This window comes from Pantoea sp. BRR-3P (assembly GCF_039621635.1).
Taxonomy (GTDB): domain Bacteria; phylum Pseudomonadota; class Gammaproteobacteria; order Enterobacterales; family Enterobacteriaceae; genus Pantoea; species Pantoea floridensis.
Genome location: NZ_CP155066.1, coordinates 3,307,700 through 3,327,981 on the forward strand (window position 1 = coordinate 3,307,700; position 20,282 = coordinate 3,327,981).

16 protein-coding genes and 1 riboswitch are annotated in these 20,282 nt (G+C 54.1%); of the genes, 5 read left to right on the top strand and 11 right to left on the bottom strand.

Translation table 11 applies throughout. The features are described 5' to 3' along the window. Positions 1 to 2: 2 nt before the first annotated feature. The 10 genes from mraY to ilvI all read right to left on the bottom strand — a co-directional run bounded on the left by mraY (position 3) and on the right by ilvI (position 11,333). On the bottom strand, positions 3 to 1,085 hold the full coding sequence (gene mraY / locus AAGR08_RS15415) for a phospho-N-acetylmuramoyl-pentapeptide-transferase (protein ID WP_097094940.1): 1,083 nt from the start codon (positions 1,083 to 1,085) through the stop codon (positions 3 to 5). Further along, positions 1,079 to 2,440: a UDP-N-acetylmuramoyl-tripeptide--D-alanyl-D-alanine ligase gene (murF, locus tag AAGR08_RS15420; protein WP_345827271.1), complete on the bottom strand. Its 1,362-nt coding sequence runs from the start codon at positions 2,438 to 2,440 to the stop codon at positions 1,079 to 1,081. The genes mraY and murF overlap by 7 nt, the downstream gene beginning before the upstream one ends. Beyond that, positions 2,437 to 3,924, bottom strand: coding sequence for a UDP-N-acetylmuramoyl-L-alanyl-D-glutamate--2,6-diaminopimelate ligase (murE, locus tag AAGR08_RS15425; RefSeq protein WP_345827272.1), 1,488 nt, complete (start codon positions 3,922 to 3,924; stop codon positions 2,437 to 2,439). The genes murF and murE overlap by 4 nt, the downstream gene beginning before the upstream one ends. Continuing rightward, the gene (locus AAGR08_RS15430) at positions 3,911 to 5,677 is read right to left on the bottom strand and encodes a peptidoglycan glycosyltransferase FtsI (RefSeq protein WP_097094943.1); all 1,767 of its coding nucleotides are present in this window, start codon (positions 5,675 to 5,677) and stop codon (positions 3,911 to 3,913) included. Before AAGR08_RS15430 ends, murE begins: the two co-directional genes overlap by 14 nt. A gap of 16 nt (positions 5,678 to 5,693) precedes the next feature. Then, entirely contained in the window at positions 5,694 to 6,014 is a 321-nt protein-coding gene (gene ftsL, locus AAGR08_RS15435) for a cell division protein FtsL (RefSeq protein ID WP_097094944.1), read from the bottom strand. After that, positions 6,011 to 6,952 carry a 16S rRNA (cytosine(1402)-N(4))-methyltransferase RsmH gene (gene rsmH / locus AAGR08_RS15440; RefSeq protein ID WP_345827273.1) on the bottom strand — a complete coding sequence of 314 codons (942 nt, stop codon included), beginning with the start codon at positions 6,950 to 6,952 and terminating at the stop codon, positions 6,011 to 6,013. Before rsmH ends, ftsL begins: the two co-directional genes overlap by 4 nt. Before the next feature lie 2 nt (positions 6,953 to 6,954). Next, complete coding sequence (gene mraZ, locus AAGR08_RS15445) at positions 6,955 to 7,413, bottom strand: division/cell wall cluster transcriptional repressor MraZ (protein ID WP_097094946.1); 459 nt, start codon at positions 7,411 to 7,413, stop codon at positions 6,955 to 6,957. Positions 7,414 to 7,906: 493 nt separating this feature from the next. After that, positions 7,907 to 8,917: a catabolite repressor/activator gene (gene cra, locus AAGR08_RS15450; RefSeq protein WP_097094947.1), complete on the bottom strand. Its 1,011-nt coding sequence runs from the start codon at positions 8,915 to 8,917 to the stop codon at positions 7,907 to 7,909. Positions 8,918 to 9,114: 197 nt separating this feature from the next. Continuing rightward, positions 9,115 to 9,606 (bottom strand): acetolactate synthase small subunit, encoded by a 492-nt coding sequence (ilvN, locus tag AAGR08_RS15455; RefSeq protein WP_007885011.1) that lies wholly within the window; start codon positions 9,604 to 9,606, stop codon positions 9,115 to 9,117. Positions 9,607 to 9,608: 2 nt separating this feature from the next. Then, the gene (gene ilvI / locus AAGR08_RS15460) at positions 9,609 to 11,333 is read right to left on the bottom strand and encodes an acetolactate synthase 3 large subunit (protein ID WP_345827275.1); all 1,725 of its coding nucleotides are present in this window, start codon (positions 11,331 to 11,333) and stop codon (positions 9,609 to 9,611) included. 911 nt (positions 11,334 to 12,244) lie between these two features. Here ilvI and leuA point away from each other — a divergent pair. The 4 genes from leuA to leuD are packed head-to-tail and all read left to right on the top strand — an operon-like array spanning position 12,245 to position 16,921. After that, a complete protein-coding gene (gene leuA / locus AAGR08_RS15465) occupies positions 12,245 to 13,807 on the top strand; it encodes a 2-isopropylmalate synthase (protein WP_097094949.1) in 1,563 nt (520 codons plus the stop codon). A 2-nt stretch (positions 13,808 to 13,809) separates the two neighbouring features. Then, positions 13,810 to 14,901: a 3-isopropylmalate dehydrogenase gene (gene leuB, locus AAGR08_RS15470; RefSeq protein ID WP_345827276.1), complete on the top strand. Its 1,092-nt coding sequence runs from the start codon at positions 13,810 to 13,812 to the stop codon at positions 14,899 to 14,901. Between the two features lie 4 nt (positions 14,902 to 14,905). Beyond that, positions 14,906 to 16,312, top strand: a complete 1,407-nt coding sequence (gene leuC / locus AAGR08_RS15475) for a 3-isopropylmalate dehydratase large subunit (protein WP_345827277.1) — start codon at positions 14,906 to 14,908, stop codon at positions 16,310 to 16,312. A 3-nt stretch (positions 16,313 to 16,315) separates the two neighbouring features. Next, positions 16,316 to 16,921, top strand: a complete 606-nt coding sequence (gene leuD, locus AAGR08_RS15480) for a 3-isopropylmalate dehydratase small subunit (protein ID WP_097094951.1) — start codon at positions 16,316 to 16,318, stop codon at positions 16,919 to 16,921. A 35-nt stretch (positions 16,922 to 16,956) separates the two neighbouring features. On the opposite strand, the gene AAGR08_RS15485 is transcribed toward leuD, so the two are convergent. After that, on the bottom strand, positions 16,957 to 18,144 hold the full coding sequence (locus tag AAGR08_RS15485) for an MFS transporter (RefSeq protein ID WP_345827278.1): 1,188 nt from the start codon (positions 18,142 to 18,144) through the stop codon (positions 16,957 to 16,959). 254 nt (positions 18,145 to 18,398) lie between these two features. Between AAGR08_RS15485 and sgrR the strand changes: the two genes are divergently transcribed. Further along, a complete protein-coding gene (sgrR, locus tag AAGR08_RS15490) occupies positions 18,399 to 20,060 on the top strand; it encodes an HTH-type transcriptional regulator SgrR (RefSeq protein WP_097094953.1) in 1,662 nt (553 codons plus the stop codon). 112 nt (positions 20,061 to 20,172) lie between these two features. After that, a riboswitch (TPP riboswitch) is annotated at positions 20,173 to 20,265 on the top strand. The last annotated feature ends 17 nt before the right edge of the window (positions 20,266 to 20,282 follow it).

Here is a 20,282-nt window from a genome sequence, read left to right on the forward strand (position 1 = left end):
GATTAACGTACCTTCAGCGTTGCCAGGCCAATCAGCACCAGCATCAGCGAAATAATCCAGAAGCGCACGATGACGCGCGGCTCCGGCCAGCCTTTCAATTCATAGTGATGATGAATTGGCGCCATGCGGAAAATGCGTTGGCCGCGCAGCTTGAACGATCCCACCTGCAGAATCACCGACAGCGTTTCCACGACAAACACGCCGCCCATAATTACCAGCAGGAATTCCTGACGCAGCAGCACCGCGATGGTGCCAAGCGCGCCACCCAGCGCCAATGAGCCGACATCGCCCATAAACACCTGCGCTGGATAAGTGTTGAACCACAGAAATCCGAGGCCTGCCCCGACAATCGCGGTGCAGACAATCACCAATTCACCGGCGTGCCGTAAATACGGAATATGCAGATACTCAGCAAATTTTACGTTGCCGGTCGCCCAGGCCACCAGCGCGAAGCCAGCTGCCACAAATACGGTTGGCATAATCGCCAGGCCATCAAGACCATCCGTTAAGTTAACGGCGTTACCCGTGCCGACAATCACGAAATACGCCAGCACTACGTAGAACAAACCCAGTTGCGGCATAACATCTTTAAAGAACGGCACCACCAGCTGTGTGGCTGGCGTATCTTTGCCAGCGATAAACAGCGCAAACGCGACGGCCAGAGAAATCACTGACATCCAGAAGTACTTCCAGCGCGCGATCAGGCCTTTGGTATCTTTACGCACCACTTTGCGGTAGTCATCCACAAAGCCGATGATGCCAAAGCCAACCAGCACCACTAGCACGCACCAGACATAAGGATTGGACGGGTACGCCCACATCAGCACCGAAATGGTGATGGAGGTGAGGATCATCACGCCGCCCATGGTGGGCGTGCCGCGCTTGCTGAAGTGCGATTCTGGGCCATCGTTACGTACCACCTGGCCAATCTGCAGTTTCTGCAGCCAGGCAATCAGGCGTGGACCCATCCACAGAGAAATGAACAGAGCGGTCAGCAGGCTGACAATGGCGCGAAACGTCAGATACGAGAAGACGTTAAAGCCGGAATAAAATGCGACCAGATGTTCGGCCAGCCAGACTAGCATGTTCCTTTCTCCTGTAAGCTCTGTACTACCTGCTCCATGGCGGCACTACGTGAACCTTTAACCAAAATAGTGATGTCCTGATGTTCGGACAGCAATGTGCGTAAACGTTCAGTCAACGCGGCTTTAGTGGCGAAATGCTCGCCTTTACCGCTACTTTCGCCAATCAGCTGGCTGAGCGTTCCGGTGCTTAATACGCAATCAATGCCTGCGGTTCTCGCTGCGTCGCCCACCTGACGGTGACACAACTCCGCTTCATCACCCAGCTCTGCCATATCGCCCACTACCATCACGCGGAATCCAGGCATATCACCCAGTACCTGCGCCGCGGCCGTCATCGAACCGACGTTGGCGTTATAGCTGTCATCCAACAGTAATTGATTGGCCGCCAGACGAATCGGGTACAGGCGTCCGGGAACCGGCTGCAACGTTTTTAGCCCGCTCTGAATTGCCGTCAGTGGTGCATCTACCGACAGCGCCAGCGCTGCTGCGGCTAACGCATTGGCGATGTTATGACGCCCAGGCAGCGGCAGCTCAACCGCAATATCGCCGCGCGGTGTATGCATGGTGAACAGCGTGGCATCCGCACGCAGAATGATTTCGCTGGCACGAAACTCAGCATCAGCCATCGGCTGCGGTGAGAAGCGCCACAAAGTTTTATCCACGAACTGAGATTGCCAGTGGGCAAGGTCGTTGCTGTCGGCGTTGACGATCGCGGTGCCGTGAACCGGCAGTCCACCAAAAATTTCGCCTTTTGCTTTGGCGACGCCCGCCAGCGAACCGAAGCCTTCCAGATGCGCCGCCGCAAGATTATTCACTAGCGCCGTTTCCGGACGCACTAAATCAGTGGTGTAGGCAATTTCACCCTGGTGGTTGGCGCCCAGCTCAATCACCGCGTAAGCATGCTCTTTGGTGAGACGCAGCAGCGTCATTGGCACACCAAAATCGTTATTCAGATTGCCTGCGGTGTAGAGCGTTTCACCGCATTGGCGCAGAATCGCGGCGGTCATCTCTTTAACGGAGGTTTTACCGGATGAACCTGTCAGCGCTACGACACGTGCGTTCGCCTGCTGACGCACCCACGCAGCGAGCTGTCCAAAGGCAATGCGCGTATCAGCCACGACCACCTGCGGCACTGTAGACGGCAACAGTTTGCTGACCAGCAGCGCCTGCGCACCGTTGGTAATGGCATCATTGGCGAAATCATGGGCATCGAAACGTTCACCGACCAGCGCCACAAACAGGCTGCCGGCGGTGACTTTACGCGTATCGGTGGTGACATCGGCGACGGTTAAATCCGCACCGTGCAGTTTACCGCCGCTGATATCGGCCAGGGTTTGCAGAGAAACGGGGATCATGCCATCACCCCCAACAAACGAGCGACGGTGTCACGATCCGAATAATCTAAGCGGCGGTTACCAATGATTTGATAATCTTCGTGGCCTTTTCCGGCCACTAGCACGATGTCATCCGCGCGGGCTTGCATGACGGCGTTGGTCACCGCTTGCGCACGCCCTGCGACTACGCGTGCACGGCCTGGATCGAGCAGCCCGGTGAGAATGTCATTCACAATGGACATCGGCTCTTCGCTGCGCGGATTATCGTCGGTGATCACCACGATGTCGGAGAATTGCTCAGCAATTGCACCCATCAATGGGCGTTTGCCTTTATCACGATCGCCACCGCAGCCAAACACGCACCAAAGCTGACCTTTACAGTGCAGACGCGCGGCTTCCAACGCTTTCTCCAGCGCATCCGGCGTGTGAGCGTAATCGACAACAACCGTAGGTTTTTCTGGTGCGGTGAAGACTTCCATGCGACCACAAACCGGTAACAACTGTGGCGCAGTCGCTACCAACGCATCGAGCGGATAATCCAGCGTCAGCAATGTCGCTAGCGCCAGCAGCAAATTGCTGACGTTGAAAGCGCCCATCAGGCGGCTATCAAACTCGCCGTCGCCCCAGCTGGAGCTGAATTGAATATGTGCGCCACCATCGTGGTAATTCACCGCCGTGGCTTTGAGCCAGCGGCCATGGCAGCCAGATTGCAGATTATTTTCCATAGTCACCGCTACGGCATCCGGCAATTTTGCCAGCCAGCGACGTCCTACTTCATCATCGGCATTGATAATGGCTTCGGCCACCTGATGCTCAGAGAACAGTAGCCATTTGGCAGATTCGTAGCCCTGCATATCACCATGATAATCAAGGTGATCGCGGCTTAGATTGGTAAATACCGCCGCGGCAAACGGCAGCGCTGCGACGCGGTGCTGCACCAAACCGTGTGAAGACACTTCCATTGCTGTCAGGGTTGCGCCCTGCTCGACCAAATCATTCAGAACGTGTTGCACATCTACCGCGGAACCGGTGGTGTTTTCAGTTGCCACCAGTTGACCGTAAAGACCATTGCCCACCGTGCCCATCACTGCGCCGGTTTCACCCAGCAGATTGGCCCACTGCGCCATCAGTTGTGTGGTGGTGGTTTTACCGTTGGTGCCGGTCACACCAATTAATTTCAGTTTGCTCGCAGGCTGCTGATAAAAGCGTCCGGCCAGTGCAGAGAGACGCTGCTGTAACTGCGCCAGATAAATAACCGGGACGCCATGCATCTCGCGGATATCTCCATCGCTGGCTTCGCCTTCGGCCTCGGCAATGACTGCTGCCACGCCTTGTGCGATAGCCTGCGGAATAAAACGACGTCCATCAGCATGATGGCCCGCCACGGCGATAAACAGATCGCCAGAAGCCGCCGCGCGGCTGTCTAGTGTCATGTCACGGAGTGGACGCGCCGGCGCACCCGGCACCCACGGGGCCAGTAAGTCGCGCAGGTTACGATCTGTCACTTGATTCCTCACTTCTATTCTTCACCAACTCGTTCTTATCAACCGTTGGCAGCGCATCAGGTTCAATGTTCATGGTACGTAACACGCCGCCCATGATGGCGCCAAACACCGGTGCTGAAACCGCACCACCATAATATTTACCGGCCTGTGGATCGTTGATAACCACAACCAGCGCAAAACGAGGATGACTGGCAGGCGCAACGCCTGCGGTATAAGCAATGTATTTATTGACGTAACGACCATCCGGTCCCACCTTTTTGGCGGTACCGGTTTTAATGGCAATGCGATAGCCTTTGATGGCGGCTTTGACGCCGCCACCGCCTGGCAACGCCACGCTTTCCATCATATGCATCACCGTTCTCACCAGGTCTTCCTGGAAAACGCGTTCACCCGCTACCGGCGGGTCAACTTTGGTGATCGACAGCGGGCGGTTAATGCCATAGCTGCCAATGGTTGCGTAGACTCGCGCTAACTGTAACGGCGTTACCATTAGCCCGTAGCCGAAAGAGAAGGTGGCCCTCTCTATGTCAGACCACCGTTGTTTTTGAGGGTATAAGCCACTGCTTTCCCCGACCAGCCCCAAATTGGTCGGTTTACCCAAGCCAAAGCGCGCATAAGTATCTACAAGCGCTGAGGAGGGCATCGCTAACGCCAAACGTGAAACCCCGACGTTACTCGACTTCTGTAAAACCCCGGTAAGGGTTAATTCGCTGTAGCGCGCCACGTCTTTGATCTCATGACCATTCACGCGGTACGGCACGGTATTTAGGACGCTATTTTCTTTCACCACGCCACGCTGTAAAGCCGTCATCACCACCATCGGTTTCACGGTGGAACCCGGTTCGAAAATATCGGTGATGGCGCGGTTACGCATGACATCTTTCGGCGTGTTGCTGAGATTATTCGGGTTATAAGCGGGGCTATTTGCCATTGCCAGCACTTCACCGGTGTTCACATCCACCAGCACCGCAGTGCCCGACTCCGCTTTGTTGAAGGCCACGGCGTTATTCAGTTCGCGGTAAACCAGCGCTTGTAGACGTTCATCAATGCTCAGCGTCAGGTTATGTGCCGCACGGCTATCAACCGAGGAGATATCTTCGATTACGCGGCCGTTGCGGTCTTTACGCACAGTACGTTCGCCTGGTGCGCCAGTCAGCCATTTGTCGAAGCTCTTTTCGATGCCTTCGATGCCCTGGCCATCGATGTTGGTGAAACCAATCAGGTGCGCGGTAACCTGGCCCGCGGGATAATAACGACGCGACTCTTCACGCAGATAAATGCCCGGCAGTTTAAGTTTTTTTACGTACTCGCCAATCGCTGGATTTACCTGACGCGCCAGATATACAAAGCGTCCTTTTGGGTTGGCGTTAACTCGGGATGCGAGCTGATCCAGTGGAATCGATAAGGCATCAGACAGGGCCTTCCAGCGACCATCCAGTGATACACCGCCGTGCTCATGAAGCTCTTTGGGATCGGCCCAGATCGCATTTACCGGCACGCTTACCGCCAGCGGACGTCCCGCTCGATCGCTGATCATGCCGCGCGCTGTGGGCACCGCCTGAACGCGCAGCGAACGTAAATCGCCCTCTTTAACCAGTTTATCGGGGTTGATCACCTGCAGCCACGCTACGCGCGACAGCAGTCCGCCCAGCGCCAGTAAAATGCAACCGCACAGTAACGCAAAACGCCAGCTTACAAAGCTGGCCTTATCTTCTTGTTTTTTTAACTTCAGCGTTTTGCCTGCGCCACTCATTGAGTTCTGCGATTCCTTATTTCTGCACCACAATATTTTCCTGTGAAGGATCAACATGCTGCATTTGCAGTTTATCGGTTGCTATCCGCTCTACCCGGCTATGATCGCCGAGCGCGTTTTCTTCAAGAATCAGGTTGCGCCATTCGATATCAAGCGCGTCACGCTCCAGCACCAGCTGTTCACGTTGCGCCGTCAGCAGACGCGTTTTATGCGTAGTCGTCACAACCAAGACTGAGGAGACCAGCACGGCCACCAACAGCAGCACCGGTATCTTGCCAAATCGCAGCAGATCCCCCCCGATGACGCCCGGTAAGCTATGGCGCTCGTTGCCAATCATGACGCGGTTCGCTCCGCGATACGCAATACCGAACTGCGCGCTCGTGGGTTTTCGTTCACTTCGGCTTCGCCGGGGATCAGCTTGCCAAGCGTTTTCAATTCACGGCCGCCCAAGGCTTTAAGCTGCGCTTCAGTCATTGGGATCCCGGCCGGCACCTGCGGACCACGGCTCTGATCGCGCATAAAACGCTTCACTAAGCGATCTTCCAGCGAATGGAAGCTGATGATCGATAATCTGCCGCCGGGAGCAAGAACTGACAGCGCGCCCTTCAACGCGATATCGATCTCTTCCAGCTCGCTGTTGATCCAGATACGAATCGCCTGGAAGGTACGCGTCGCCGGATGCTTAAACTTGTCTTTCACCGGCATTGCCGCAGCGATAACCGTGGCCAGTTCTTTGGTGCGCGTCATTGGCTGTTCACGATTGCGCTCAACGATGGCGCGCGCGATACGTTTACCAAAACGCTCTTCACCGTAGGTTTTAATCACGAAGGCGATATCGGCCTCTTCAGCGCTCATTAGCCACTCTGCTGCCGACTGCCCACGCGTGGGGTCCATGCGCATATCCAGTGGTCCATCACGCATGAAGGAGAAGCCACGTTCGGCATCATCCAGCTGCGGTGAAGAGACGCCAAGATCAAGCAAAACGCCATCGATCTTGCCCGTCAGCCCGCGTGCTTCGACATACTCCGCCAGCGCCGAAAATGGCCCATGAACGATCGAAAAACGGGGATCTTTTATCTCAGCGGCTGCGGCTATCGCTTGCGGATCGCGATCAATCGCTATCAATTGCCCTTTCTCGCCAAGCTGCGAAAGGATTAAGCGCGAGTGACCGCCGCGACCAAAAGTGCCGTCAATATAAATGCCGTCTTCCCTGATATTGAGGCCGTTAACCGCCTCATCCAGCAGCACTGTGGTGTGTTTAAAATTTTCCTGCATAGCTATAGCGACAAGTCCTGCAACCGCTCAGATAAAGGCTCCTGAGCCGACTGTTCTGTGTCAATATCATCCTTAACTTGTTGATACCAGGTCTGTTCATCCCACAGCTCAAACTTGTTGAACTGTCCAACCAGCATCACTTCTTTGCTCAGGCCTGCATGTTGTCGCAGCGTATTCGCCAACAACAAACGGCCCGCATTATCCATCTGACACTCACTAGCATGTCCTAACAGCAATCGCTGCACGCGACGCTCGCTGGGATTCATGCTGGATAAGCGAGAGAGCTTTTTCTCAATAATTTCCCATTCGGGCAGGGTATAAAGCAGCAGGCATGGCTGGTGGAGGTCAATGGTGCATACCATTTGCCCCTGAGACTCTGCGACAAGCAATTCACGATAGCGTGTTGGTACTGCTAATCGTCCTTTGCTGTCGAGATTGACTAACGTTGCTCCACGGAACATGCCAGCCTTACCCCTCAATCACCCGTTTTCACCACTTTATCCCACTTTTTACCACGAAACGAGTTTACGGAGCCGATGAAATCCTTGTCAAGCCGCAACGGCAAGTGAATATCATTATTTACATCGCGTGAAATTAATCCGGGAGGGAATAAAAGGGTAATAAGTAGAGAAATAAAAAATTAACCTGATGAATAGTTGAATAAATTTTTTCGCAATGTGAAAAGTGGCGAAAAATAAAACGCTGTCAGGCAAAAATATATTTGCCCCGTAATATGCGACAGCGGCTGCATTTTAGGGGATTTCTGAAAGGAAGCCCAGCACCATCACAACAGCTCTGCTAGCAGCGAGTGCTGAATATGTAAACAAATACGAAAAGTCAGTGGGGATAAATTGTTAGATAGGGTGGCGATAATTTACGCTTTTTTACGCCTGGCGCATTTGAGCAAAATAGTTGTGAAGATAATAAAGCGCGGGCAGAGAACTGCCCACACTTTCATTTAGTGCGACGACTTAATTGTCCGCGGCGGAATAAATTACGGCGAATGCGCGTTAAACCCGGCTTCGGTTTCCGCGGCTCATCTAATGAGGCTAATACCAGCTCCAGAACTCTTTCCGCAACATCGCGGTGACGCTGCCCCACTGCCAGGACCGGGCATTCCAGGAAATCCAACAGTTCGTGGTCACCAAAGGTGGCAATCGCCAGATCGGTGGGTAAACGACCATCGCGCTTGAGCGTGATATCCATCACCCCTTGTAACAGGCCAAATGAGGTTGTGAATAGTGCGTCCGGCATCGGATGATCTTCGAGGTACTTTTCAAACAGCGTTGCCGCCGCAGCACGATCGAAGCTATTGCAGTAGATGTAATCGATTGGTCGCGCGTCATCCTTCCACGCATCGCGAAAGCCCAATTCACGCAAAAAACTGACCGACAGCTCCGGCAGCGCGCCAAGGAACAGCACATTTTTAACCGGAAGCTGACGCAATTCAGCGGCAAGCATCTGCGCATCATCCTGATCGGCACCCACAACACTGGTGAAGTGCTCACGGTCCAGCGCGCGGTCCAGCGCGATAATTGGCAAAGGATCGTTAATCCAGCGCTGATAGAACGGATGCTCAGGCGGCAGCGAGGTGGAAACAATGATGGCGTCCACCTGGCGCTGCAACAGATGCTCAATACAGCGCATTTCGTTATCTGGCTGATCTTCCGAGCAGGCAATCAACAGTTGATAACCACGTTGACGCGCCTGACGCTCAAGATAATTAGCGATACGCGTATAACTGGTATTTTCCAAATCAGGGATCACCAGGCCAATTGAGCGCGTGCGTCCGGCGCGAAGGCCTGCCGCGACGGCATTGGGGTGATAATTGTGTTCACGCACCACCGCCATGACTTTCTCGACGGTTTTTTCGCTGACACGATACTGCCGCGCTTTGCCATTGATTACGTAGCTGGCGGTGGTGCGCGACACGCCTGCCAGGCGCGCAATTTCATCCAGTTTCACGATGACACCTTAATTCTGATAAGCCAGCGCTGGCGAAAATATCCGCAGAGTAGCTAAGGATAAAACATTTGTAACATCTAACCGCAGAAAAGTACGCTGAGCAACCGCTTTTCTCCAGCATCTTGCCGAAGCGCATAAAATAAAAAAACCCGGCATTTCGCCGGGTTAGCACAGAATATGATGGTTACGGTGCGTTATTAGCGCATAACGCGATCGCCGCGTGATACGCCAACGATTCCTGAACGTGCCACTTCAACAATTTCCGCCACGTCACGAACCGTGTTGAGAAACGCGTCGAGTTTATCGCTCGTTCCCGCTAGCTGAACCGTGTAAAGCGTTGGTGTGACGTCAATAATCTGCCCACGGAAAATCTCCGCACTGCGTTTCACCTCTTCACGACCGTAGCCGCTAGCCTGAATTTTCACCAGCATGATTTCGCGTTCAACATAGGCGCCCTGCCCCAGCTCGCTGACACGTAACACGTCAACCAGCTTGTGCAATTGCTTTTCGATCTGCTCCAGCACTTTCGCATCGCCAACCGTTTGGATGGTCATACGCGATAGCGTGGGGTCATCGGTGGGCGCCACGGTAAGACTTTCGATGTTATAGCCGCGTTGCGAGAAAAGCCCCACTACGCGGGACAATGCGCCGGATTCGTTTTCCAGCAGAACCGATAAAATACGACGCATAATTAAGTCCTCTCCGTTTTGCTCAACCACATCTCATCCATCGAACCACCGCGAATCTGCATCGGGTAAACGTGCTCGCTGCCGTCAATATTCACATCAACAAACACCAGACGCCCTTTCGCCAATGTATCCAGCGCCAGCTGCAGCTTCTCTTCCAGCTCAGCAGGATGATGAATCGCGATACCCACATGACCGTACGCTTCCGCCAGACGAACGAAGTCCGGTAGCGACTGCATGTAAGACTGAGAGTGGCGACCAGAGTAAATCATGTCCTGCCACTGCTTAACCATGCCGAGGAAGCCGTTGTTAAGGTTCAACACCAGCACCGGCAAATCGTACTGCAGCGCAGTAGAGAGTTCCTGAATGTTCATCTGGATACTGCCATCGCCGGTCACGCAAATAACCGTTTCATCCGGCAGCGCCATCTTCACGCCCAGCGCAGCAGGCAGGCCGAAGCCCATGGTGCCCAGGCCGCCGGAGTTAATCCAACGACGTGGTTTGTCGAATTGGTAATAAAGCGCAGCGAACATCTGATGCTGGCCCACGTCAGAGGTGACGTAAGCTTCGCCTTTCGTCAGACGACAGATGGTTTCGATGACCGCCTGCGGTTTAATTTTGTCGCTGGTGCGATCAAATTCCAGGCATTTACGACTGCGCCAGCCTTCAATGGTTTGCCACCAATCGCGCAGGCTATCAAGCTCCTGCTTCGCATCGCTTTGTGCCAACAGTTCAAGCATTTGCGCCAGCGTCTGTCTCGCATCACCGACAATTGGAATATCTGCGCTGACGGTTTTTGAAATCGAGGTTGGATCAACGTCGATATGCATGATGGTGGCATTCGGGCAGTACTTCGCCAGGTTGTTGGTGGTGCGATCGTCGAAACGCACGCCAATCCCGAAAATCAGGTCAGCGTTATGCATGGTCATGTTAGCTTCGTAGGTGCCGTGCATTCCAAGCATGCCAACGCTCTGACGATGTGTGCCGGGGAATACACCCAAGCCCATCAGCGACATGGTTACCGGTATATTGAGTTGCTCAGCCAGCTGCAGCAGCTCAGCTTCACAGCCGGACATAATCGCACCGCCGCCCGCGTAAATCACCGGCTTATGTGCCGCCAGCAATGTTTGCAATGCGCGCTTAATCTGGCCTTTATGGCCCTGAATCGTTGGATTGTAAGAGCGCATGCTCACGGTTTCCGGCCAGACGTAAGGCAATTTATTAGCCGGATTGAGGATATCTTTTGGTAGATCGATAACCACCGGGCCCGGACGACCGCTCGCCGCCAGCCAGAAGGCCTTTTTCAGCACGGTTGGAATCTCTTCGGTGCTTTTTACCAGGAAGCTGTGCTTCACCACCGGGCGGGAGATGCCGACCATGTCGCACTCCTGGAACGCATCGTAGCCGATGAGTGAAGAAGGCACCTGACCCGACAGAATCACCATCGGGATAGAATCCATATAGGCGGTTGCAATGCCGGTAATGGCATTGGTGGCGCCAGGACCCGAAGTTACCAGCACTACGCCCACTTCGCCGGTGGCGCGCGCCAGGCCATCGGCCATGTGCACCGCGCCTTGTTCATGACGGACCAATACGTGGTCAATTCCACCGACCGTTTGCAGTGCATCGTAAATATCGAGCACCGCTCCGCCCGGATAGCCGAATACCTGCTTAACGCCCTGATCGATTAACGAACGGACGACCATTTCGGCTCCTGACAACATCTCCATTTTCTGCCTCCAGGCTTGAGGGACTGAATCCACTGACGTTCGCGTTTCCCGCACGCCACTGATATCCGGCCCCCGCATACCAATTAAGATCAAAACCTTATGTTTATGCTCAGAAGACGGCGTTCATTTCCGCCTTCCAGGTACAGGGAATCTACTTGAGTTAATTCTTCTGAGAGTAGGTCGATTACCATAACCGCAGACAACCCGGCCTGCAAACGCCAGCACGCCACCTCACGTTCGATCCAGCAATAAAGGCACTGATGCGTGATTATCGCCTGCGAGGATTAAACTAATGCTTTGTCATAACCTCAGAGGAAAATGCTGGATTGGAGATTATTTGCAGCGTGATATAAGAAATATGATTTTCATATTACCTGGCCACTCAGGCCACAATCTTTTGGGATAATTACTTTCTGGCGTGATTAACTGGAAAATGCTTCGCTCACATCATATTCCTCTAAACAACAAGCTTTGTCCTGTTTTTACCACATCTTGCCTCAATCATTTAAAACGTTAAATAACAACAATTTAAAATAAACTCTATTTTATAAACGTTTGTTTAAGCTGCGGATTCTGCTTATCCAACCGCTAATTAATGCCATTGCTCTGCTCAGCCGAAAAATCGCAGCACATCACCCTTTTGACTGCGCTAAAATACCCTTGCACTTGAGGTTGACTTCACTCGTCAATTCCAGTACCAATATGTGCAGCACACAATTTACGAGGTTTGAGTCATGTTTCATTCTTTCCGCCTACTCGGTCTACTACTAAACGCATCCAGTTTGCGCGGTAGACTCGTGGGCGGAATCAATAACTGATTCGAACCTGCAGAAGTTTAAGAAACCCGCGCCAATGCGCGGGTTTTTTTATGCTCGTAGCACCGGCAAAGTTAATGCAAAAGGAAGATTACGATGAGCCAGCAAGTTATTATTTTCGATACCACTCTGCGTGACGGCGAACAGGCTTTACAGGCTAGCCTGAGTGTTAAAGAAAAACTGCAGATCGCTCTGGCGTTGGAACGTATGGGCGTGGATGTGATGGAAGTGGGCTTCCCCGTTTCCTCCCCAGGTGATTTCGAATCCGTACAAACCATCGCTCGTACCATTAAAAACAGCCGTGTCTGCGGACTGGCACGCTGCGTTGAGAAGGACATTGACGCCGCATATGAATCATTGCGTGTTGCTGAAGCGTTCCGTATTCACACCTTCATCGCCACTTCGCCGATGCACATCGCCACCAAATTGCGCAGCACATTGCCAGAAGTGATTGAACGCGCAGTACACATGATTAAACGCGCCCGCAACTATACCGACGACGTTGAGTTCTCGTGTGAAGATGGCGGCCGTACGCCAATCGACGATCTGTGCCGCATGGTTGAAGCTGCAATTCATGCCGGTGCAACCACTATCAACATTCCGGATACCGTCGGCTACACCTTACCTGGCGAATACGCCAACATCATCGGCCAATTGGTAGCACGCGTGCCGAACATCGATAAAGCCATCCTGTCTGTTCATACCCATGACGATTTGGGTATGGCGACCGGCAATGCTATCGCCGCAGTGTTAGCAGGTGCACGTCAGGTTGAAGGAACCTTAAATGGTCTGGGTGAGCGCGCCGGTAACTGTGCGCTGGAAGAAGTGATTATGGCGATTAAAACCCGTCAGCAGATCATGAATGTGCACACCAACATCAATCATCAGGAAATCTACCGCACCAGCCAAACCGTTAGCCAAATCTGCAACATGCCAATTCCCGCTAACAAAGCGGTGGTCGGCTCCAACGCCTTCGCCCACTCCTCGGGCATTCATCAGGATGGCGTGCTGAAGAATCGTGAAAACTACGAAATCCTGACGCCAGAATCTATCGGCCTGCATAAAATCCAGCTGAATCTGACCTCACGATCGGGTCGTGCTGCGGTAAAACACCGCATGGAAGAGATGGGCTACAAAGAGTCTGATTACAATCTGGATACCTTATATGACGCCTTCCTGAAGCTGGCTGATAAGAAAGGTCAGGTCTTTGATTACGATCTGGAAGCCTTAGCCTTCATTAACAAACAGAACGAAGAGCCAGAGTATTTCCAGCTGAACGAATTCAACGTGCAGACCGGCTCCAGCGTTACCGCTACCGCATCTGTGCAATTGGGCTGCGGTGAAGAGACGAAGTCGGATGCCGCCACCGGTAATGGCCCAGTGGATGCGGTTTATCAAGCCATCAACCGCATCACCGGCTTTGAAGCCGAACTGATGAATTACAAGTTGACCGCGAAAGGCCACGGCGAGAACGCGCTGGGTCAGGTTGATATCGTGGTCAATTACAACGGTCGTAAATTCCACGGCGTGGGTCTGGCGACCGATATCGTCGAATCCTCTGCTAAAGCGATGGTGAACGCGTTGAACAACATTTGGCGTGCTAAGCAGGTGGAAAAAGAATTGCAGCGTAAATTTAAAGATCAGAAGGAAACGGTGTAACTATGTCTAAGTCTTCTCATATCGCGGTATTGCCAGGCGACGGAATTGGCCCGGAAGTGATGGCGCAGGCCATGAAAGTTCTCGATGCCATTCGTACGCGTTTCGATATGCGTATCACCACCAGCGAATATGATGTTGGCGGTATCGCCATCGATCGTCACGGCGAACCGCTGCCACCGGCTACCGTTGCTGGCGCAGAACAAGCCGATGCGATTCTGTTCGGCTCAGTAGGTGGGCCCAAATGGGAGCATCTGCCGCCTGCCCAGCAGCCAGAGCGCGGCGCGTTGCTGCCGCTGCGGAAGCACTTCAAGCTGTTCAGCAACCTGCGTCCGGCTGCGCTGTATAAAGGTCTTGAAGCCTTCTGTCCGCTGCGCAGCGATATCGCCGAGCGCGGTTTCGATATCCTGTGCGTGCGTGAACTGACCGGCGGCATCTATTTTGGCCAACCGAAAGGCCGCGAAGGCAGCGGTCCGCACGAGCGCGCTTTCGATACCGAGGTGTATCACCGTTTCGAAATTGAGCGCATTGCCCGCATCGCCTTTGAATCTGCCCGCAAACGTCGCAACATCGTCACCTCTATCGATAAAGCCAACGTGTTGCAGACGTCAGTCATGTGGCGCGAGATTGTCAACGAAGTGGCAAAAGATTACCCGGATGTGCAGTTGAGCCATATGTACATCGATAACGCCACCATGCAGCTGATTAAAGATCCCTCACAGTTTGACGTGCTGCTCTGTTCTAACCTGTTCGGTGACATCCTGTCTGACGAATGCGCGATGATTACCGGTTCCATGGGCTTGCTGCCTTCCGCCAGCCTGAATGAAGAGGGTTTCGGCCTGTTTGAACCCGCAGGCGGCTCCGCACCGGATATCGCCGGTCAGAACATTGCCAACCCGATTGCGCAGATTCTGTCGCTGTCGCTGCTGCTGCGTTATAGCCTGAATGCGGATGACGCCGCTGCTAGCATTGAACGCGCCGTGAGCCGCGCGTTGGAAGCGGGTTATCGCACCCGTGATTTGGCCGGTGATGGCAAAGCCGTGAGCACCGATGAGATGGGCAGCATCATTGCCGAGTTTATCGCCGAGGAAAAATAATAAAATGAAAAGCTTATACCAGAAGTTATTTGATGCACATGTCGTCCACGAAGCGCCTAAAGAAACCCCGTTACTGTATATCGATCGTCATCTGATTCATGAAGTAACGTCACCGCAGGCCTTTGATGGTCTGCGCGCGCACGGCCGCAAAGTGCGCCAGCCGTCGAAAACCTTCGCCACCATGGATCACAACGTTTCCACTCAGACCAAAGATATCAATGCGTCTGGCGAAATGGCGCGTATTCAGATGCAAGAGCTGATTAAGAACTGTGCTGAGTTCGGCATTCAGCTGTATGACCTGAATCACCCGTTCCAGGGCATTGTGCACGTCATTGGGCCAGAACAAGGCATGACGCTGCCGGGCATGACCATCGTCTGCGGCGACTCTCACACCGCCACCCACGGTGCGTTCGGTTCGCTGGCGTTCGGGATCGGCACCTCGGAAGTTGAGCATGTCTTCGCCACGCAAACCCTGAAACAGGGTCGCGCGAAAACCATGAAAATTGAAGTGCTGGGCAAGGCTGCACCGGGCATTACCGCCAAAGATATCGTGTTGGCGATCATTGGCAAAACCGGCAGCGCCGGTGGTACCGGTCACGTCGTTGAATTCTGTGGCCCCGCGATCGAAGCGCTGAGCATGGAAGGCCGCATGACGCTGTGTAACATGGCGATTGAAATGGGTGCCAAAGCGGGTCTGGTCGCGCCGGATGACACCACGTTCAATTACCTGCAAGGCAAGCAGTTCGCACCAAAAGGCGAACAGTGGGATCAAGCGGTGGCTTACTGGCGCACGCTGAAATCCGATGAAGGTGCCACATTCGATACTATCGTTACCCTGCATGCGGAAGATATCGCACCGCAGGTCACCTGGGGCACCAATCCAGGCCAGGTGATGGCGGTGGATCAAGCCATCCCGAATCCACAATCCTTTGCCGATCCGGTGGAGCGCGCCTCCGCAGAGAAAGCACTGGCTTATATGGATCTGCAACCTGGTATCAAACTGACCGACGTAGCGATCGATAAAGTGTTTATCGGCTCCTGCACTAACTCACGTATTGAAGATCTGCGCGCGGCGGCCGCGATTGCTAAAGGTCGCAAAGTGGCACCAGGCGTTGTGGCAATGGTGGTGCCGGGCTCAGGTCCGGTGAAGGCCCAAGCCGAAGCCGAAGGCCTGGATAAAATCTTCCTCGAAGCCGGTTTTGAATGGCGTTTGCCGGGATGCTCTATGTGTCTGGCAATGAACAACGACCGCCTGAATCCGGGTGAGCGCTGCGCATCAACCAGCAACCGCAACTTTGAAGGTCGTCAGGGCCGCGGTGGACGCACTCACCTGGTAAGCCCGGCGATGGCTGCGGCGGCTGCCGTAACCGGTCGCTTTGCCGACATTCGTGAATTGACTCAGGGAGCTTAAACCATGGCGAACAAATTTACTCAACACACCGGGATTGTGGCGCCATTGGATGCGGCCAACGTCGATACTGATGCCATCATTCCGAAGCAGTTCTTGCAGAAAGTGACGCGCACCGGTTTTGGCGCGCACCTGTTCCACGACTGGCGTTTCGATGACGATGCAGGTACCCAACCCACCGCCAGCTTCGTGCTGAACAAGCCAGAATTCAAAGGCACCAGCATTTTGCTGGCGCGTGAGAATTTCGGTTGCGGATCGTCGCGTGAGCATGCGCCCTGGGCGCTGACCGACTTCGGTTTCCATGTGGTGATTGCGCCAAGTTTCGCCGACATCTTCTATGGCAACAGTTTCAACAACCAGCTGCTGCCGGTGAAGCTGAGCGATGAAGAAGTGGATGAGATGTTCAAACTGGTCGCCGCACAGCCGGGCATCACTTTTACGGTAGATCTGGAAGCGCAAACGGTAACCGCAGGCGATAAAACCTACAGCTTCGAAATCGACAGCTTCCGCCGTCACTGCATGATCAACGGCCTTGATAGCATTGGCCTGACGCTGCAGCACGAAGCGTCGATCTCCAGCTACGAAACCAATCAGCCCGCGTTCTTACGCTAAGGTAATAAGGGCGACTGATGTCGCCCTTCTCTTTGCTAACTCTCCACCACATCTCGCACGCGCGACGCTAATGCCAGCGCCAGCACCGCTAACCCCAACGCCAGCCAGTAAACCGACTCGTGACCAAAGCGCTCGCTCATGGTGCCCTGGATGATGCCCGCGATAATCATGCCGGTGGAAATCGACGTGGTAAACAAGGTGGTTGCCGCACCCGCGCGCCCCGGCATTAAATCCTGGAACCACAGCATGCCAATCCCGGCGATGATGCCGATAAATGCCGCGTTGAATAGCTGCAGCACCATTAGCGCAGTGCGCGTCTGGAACATCACCAAACCGAGATAAAATACAATCGCTGCCACCAGTGCCAGCAACATCAGCATCCGTTTGCCGATACGACGCGCGTAATGCCCGGCCACCAGCATGATCGGAATTTCCAGCCCGGCGGCGGTGCCCATCAGTAACCCTGCTAGCTTCTCCGGCAGGCCAAGCGTGGTACTGATATACAGCGGCATATCAATGATATACATGGTGTTGCATGTCCACATAGTCACCGAAGCGATAAACAGCAGCCGCACCTGACTCTCTTTCCACGGGCTCAGCTGCGTTAACGCTTCTTCGGGTGAAGCCACCACGCGTGGCACCGACGGCAAGGTGCGCCAGATCAGTAGCATGCTCAGCAGAAAAATCCCCGCCGCGACGCAAAACAGCGTCACAAAGCCGTAATTAAGCGCCAGTGCAAACGACAAGGGCGGGCCGATCACCCACGCCAGCGACAGCTGCGCGCGCATCACCGAGCTGAACATCACCACTTCACGCGCTGACTGATCGGCATATTCACGCGCGAGCGCAAATACCTGCGGAATGGAAACGCTGGCAAGTGCAGATAAAAACACGCCCAGCGTGACAAGGGTTAAATAGTGGCGATTGAAGGCAAATAGCAGCGCATTAAGCGTCGCCATCAGACAGCAGAATAGAATCAGGTTGCGACGATCGCCCCGATTATCAGAGCGCTTGGCCATGAGCAGGCTGATGGCAATCCCCGCTATCGCATTGATGGTAAAGAACAAGCCAACCCAAAACGGGCTCACCTGCACTTCACGCGTCAGAAACAGACTTAACGTCGGTGCCTGCAGCGCACCGGCGACGCCGGTCATAAATGACACCGCCATAAACGAGAGATAGACCGGATTGATGCGACGTTGACGCGTTAACAGCGATTTCATGCCGAAATCCCTTTGCGGAAAAAACAGGTAGAAAAATGAGGGTAGAAGATCCTACAGCAAAACGAAAAAAGCCAGCAGATAAAGCGCTGCTGGCGGTGAAAATGCACCCTACTCAGAAAGAGGTTCCACGTCGGCGGAACCGCTGGCAGAGCGCCATTCATTGCTGAATGCCTCCCGCTCTTCCATTGCCGGGCAGTATGCCTCTAATATGAGGCAGGAAAAACTGAGCGATTCTGAGAAGGAGTTCCCCTTTTATGTCCTCTTCACGTCTGCAACAGCAATTTATCCGCTTATGGCAAAGCTGTCAGGGGCAGGATCAGGAAACTACGTTAAGCGATCTGGCCGATCTGCTGCATTGCTCACGCCGCCATATGCGTAATCTGCTTAACGCCATGCAGCATGAAGGCTGGCTGATTTGGCAGGCGGAAGCGGGGCGTGGCAAGCGTTCAACGCTGAGTTTCTGTTACACCGGTTTAGCGCTGCAGCAGCAGCGTGCTGAAGATCTGCTGGAGCAGGATCGCATTGAGCAGCTGGTGCAGTTGGTCGGCGACAAAAATCAGGTGCGCCAGATGATCGCGGCACATTTAGGCCGCAGCTTCCGCCAGGGCAAGCATATCCTGCGCGTGCTCTATTATCGCCCGTTGCCCAATCTGCTGCCCGGTTCACCGCTACGCCGCTCAGAAACTCACCTGGCACGGCAAATCTTCAATGGCCTGATGCGCATAAATGAGGAAAAGGGGGAAATCGAACCCGATATCGCGCACCATTGGCAGCAAACCTCACCCCTGCACTGGCGCTTTTTCCTGCGCCCGGCGATTCGCTTTCATCATGGTCGCGAACTGGAAATGGAGGATATCATTACCTCGCTGGAGCGCGTGCGCAGCCAGCCGCTGTTTTCCCATATCGAAAAGCTGCATTCGCCCGCCCCCTGGACGCTGGATATCTATTTGAGCCAGCCGGATGACTGGTTGCCCTGGCTGCTGGCGAGCGTTAGCGCAATGATTCTGCCGCGCGAATGGCCGACGCTACGTCATTTTGCCCGTCAGCCGATTGGTACCGGGCCGTACAGCGTGGTGCGTAACCAGCAAACGCAGCTAAAAATCGCCGCCTTCGATGATTACTTTGGCTATCGTGCCTTGATTGATGATGTGTCGATTTGGGTACTGCCCGAGATCAGCGATGAGCTAGTGTACGCTGGCGTAAAACTGCAGGGCGAAACCGCTGATGAGAAATCAGAAGAGAGTCGTCTGGAAGAAGGCTGTTATTTCCTCCTTTTCGATCAGCGTTCTGAGCGGGGACAAAATGCCCATTTTCGCCGCTGGGTGAGCTATCTGTTCAATCCTATCGCCCTGCTTAACCATGCGGGTGTAGGTTATCAGCGCTACTGGTTTCCGGCGTATGGCCTGTTGCCGCGCTGGCATCATCGCCGCGACCTCACGCCTGCCGACAAGCCGGAAGGACTCACACAATTAACCCTCAGCTGGTACAGCCATCACGTTGAGCATGAGGGTATCGCTAACGCGCTGCGTCCGCTGCTGGCGCTGCAAGGCGTCGAGTTGATTACGCGTGAGGTGAGTTATGAAGCGTGGTTTGAGGGCGCGGGCGAGAGTGATATCTGGCTCGGCAGCGTCAACTTTACCCTGCCGCTCGAGTATGCGCTGTTCGCTCAGCTGTATGAACTGCCGCTGATGCATCACTGCATTCCGATTGACTGGCAAGCCGACGCAGCGCGCTGGCGTCAGAAAGATTTAGCGCTGGCAGAATGGAGCAAGCAGTTAATTGATAGCGATTACTTGCATCCGCTGTTTCACCACTGGCTGCTGCTGGAAGGTCAACGCAGCATGCGCGGCGTGCGGCTGAATACCCTCGGCTGGTTTGACTTTAAATCCGCCTGGTTTGCGCCTCCTGAGCTGTGACCACCGCGCCGGCGCGGTTTTGTAGGGTGCGCATTCATGCGCACCGGGAAGCGTGGCACCAGACTTCCAACCGGTGAACCTTTCGCGCTGTCATTTAAATGTCTAGAATGTGCCGTTCTCAACGGGGTGCCTTAATTTGGCTGAGATAGACCCGTCGAACCTGATCCGGCTAATACCGGCGTAGGGATTTGAGATGCCTCACTCCTCAGATCCTTTGCGACT

Excerpts from the sequence above, each read along its gene's own strand:
- mraY (WP_097094940.1), bottom strand. The coding sequence starts at position 1,085 with ATGCTAGTCTGGCTGGCCGAACATCTGGTCGCATTTTATTCCGGCTTT.
- murF (WP_345827271.1), bottom strand. The coding sequence starts at position 2,440 with ATGATCCCCGTTTCTCTGCAAACCCTGGCCGATATCAGCGGCGGTAAA.
- AAGR08_RS15430 (WP_097094943.1), bottom strand. The coding sequence starts at position 5,677 with ATGAGTGGCGCAGGCAAAACGCTGAAGTTAAAAAAACAAGAAGATAAG.
- ftsL (WP_097094944.1), bottom strand. The coding sequence starts at position 6,014 with ATGATTGGCAACGAGCGCCATAGCTTACCGGGCGTCATCGGGGGGGAT.
- rsmH (WP_345827273.1), bottom strand. The coding sequence starts at position 6,952 with ATGCAGGAAAATTTTAAACACACCACAGTGCTGCTGGATGAGGCGGTT.
- mraZ (WP_097094946.1), bottom strand. The coding sequence starts at position 7,413 with ATGTTCCGTGGAGCAACGTTAGTCAATCTCGACAGCAAAGGACGATTA.
- ilvN (WP_007885011.1), bottom strand. The coding sequence starts at position 9,606 with ATGCGTCGTATTTTATCGGTTCTGCTGGAAAACGAATCCGGCGCATTG.
- ilvI (WP_345827275.1), bottom strand. The coding sequence starts at position 11,333 with ATGGAGATGTTGTCAGGAGCCGAAATGGTCGTCCGTTCGTTAATCGAT.
- leuA (WP_097094949.1), top strand. The coding sequence starts at position 12,245 with ATGAGCCAGCAAGTTATTATTTTCGATACCACTCTGCGTGACGGCGAA.
- leuB (WP_345827276.1), top strand. The coding sequence starts at position 13,810 with ATGTCTAAGTCTTCTCATATCGCGGTATTGCCAGGCGACGGAATTGGC.
- leuC (WP_345827277.1), top strand. The coding sequence starts at position 14,906 with ATGAAAAGCTTATACCAGAAGTTATTTGATGCACATGTCGTCCACGAA.
- leuD (WP_097094951.1), top strand. The coding sequence starts at position 16,316 with ATGGCGAACAAATTTACTCAACACACCGGGATTGTGGCGCCATTGGAT.
- AAGR08_RS15485 (WP_345827278.1), bottom strand. The coding sequence starts at position 18,144 with ATGAAATCGCTGTTAACGCGTCAACGTCGCATCAATCCGGTCTATCTC.
- sgrR (WP_097094953.1), top strand. The coding sequence starts at position 18,399 with ATGTCCTCTTCACGTCTGCAACAGCAATTTATCCGCTTATGGCAAAGC.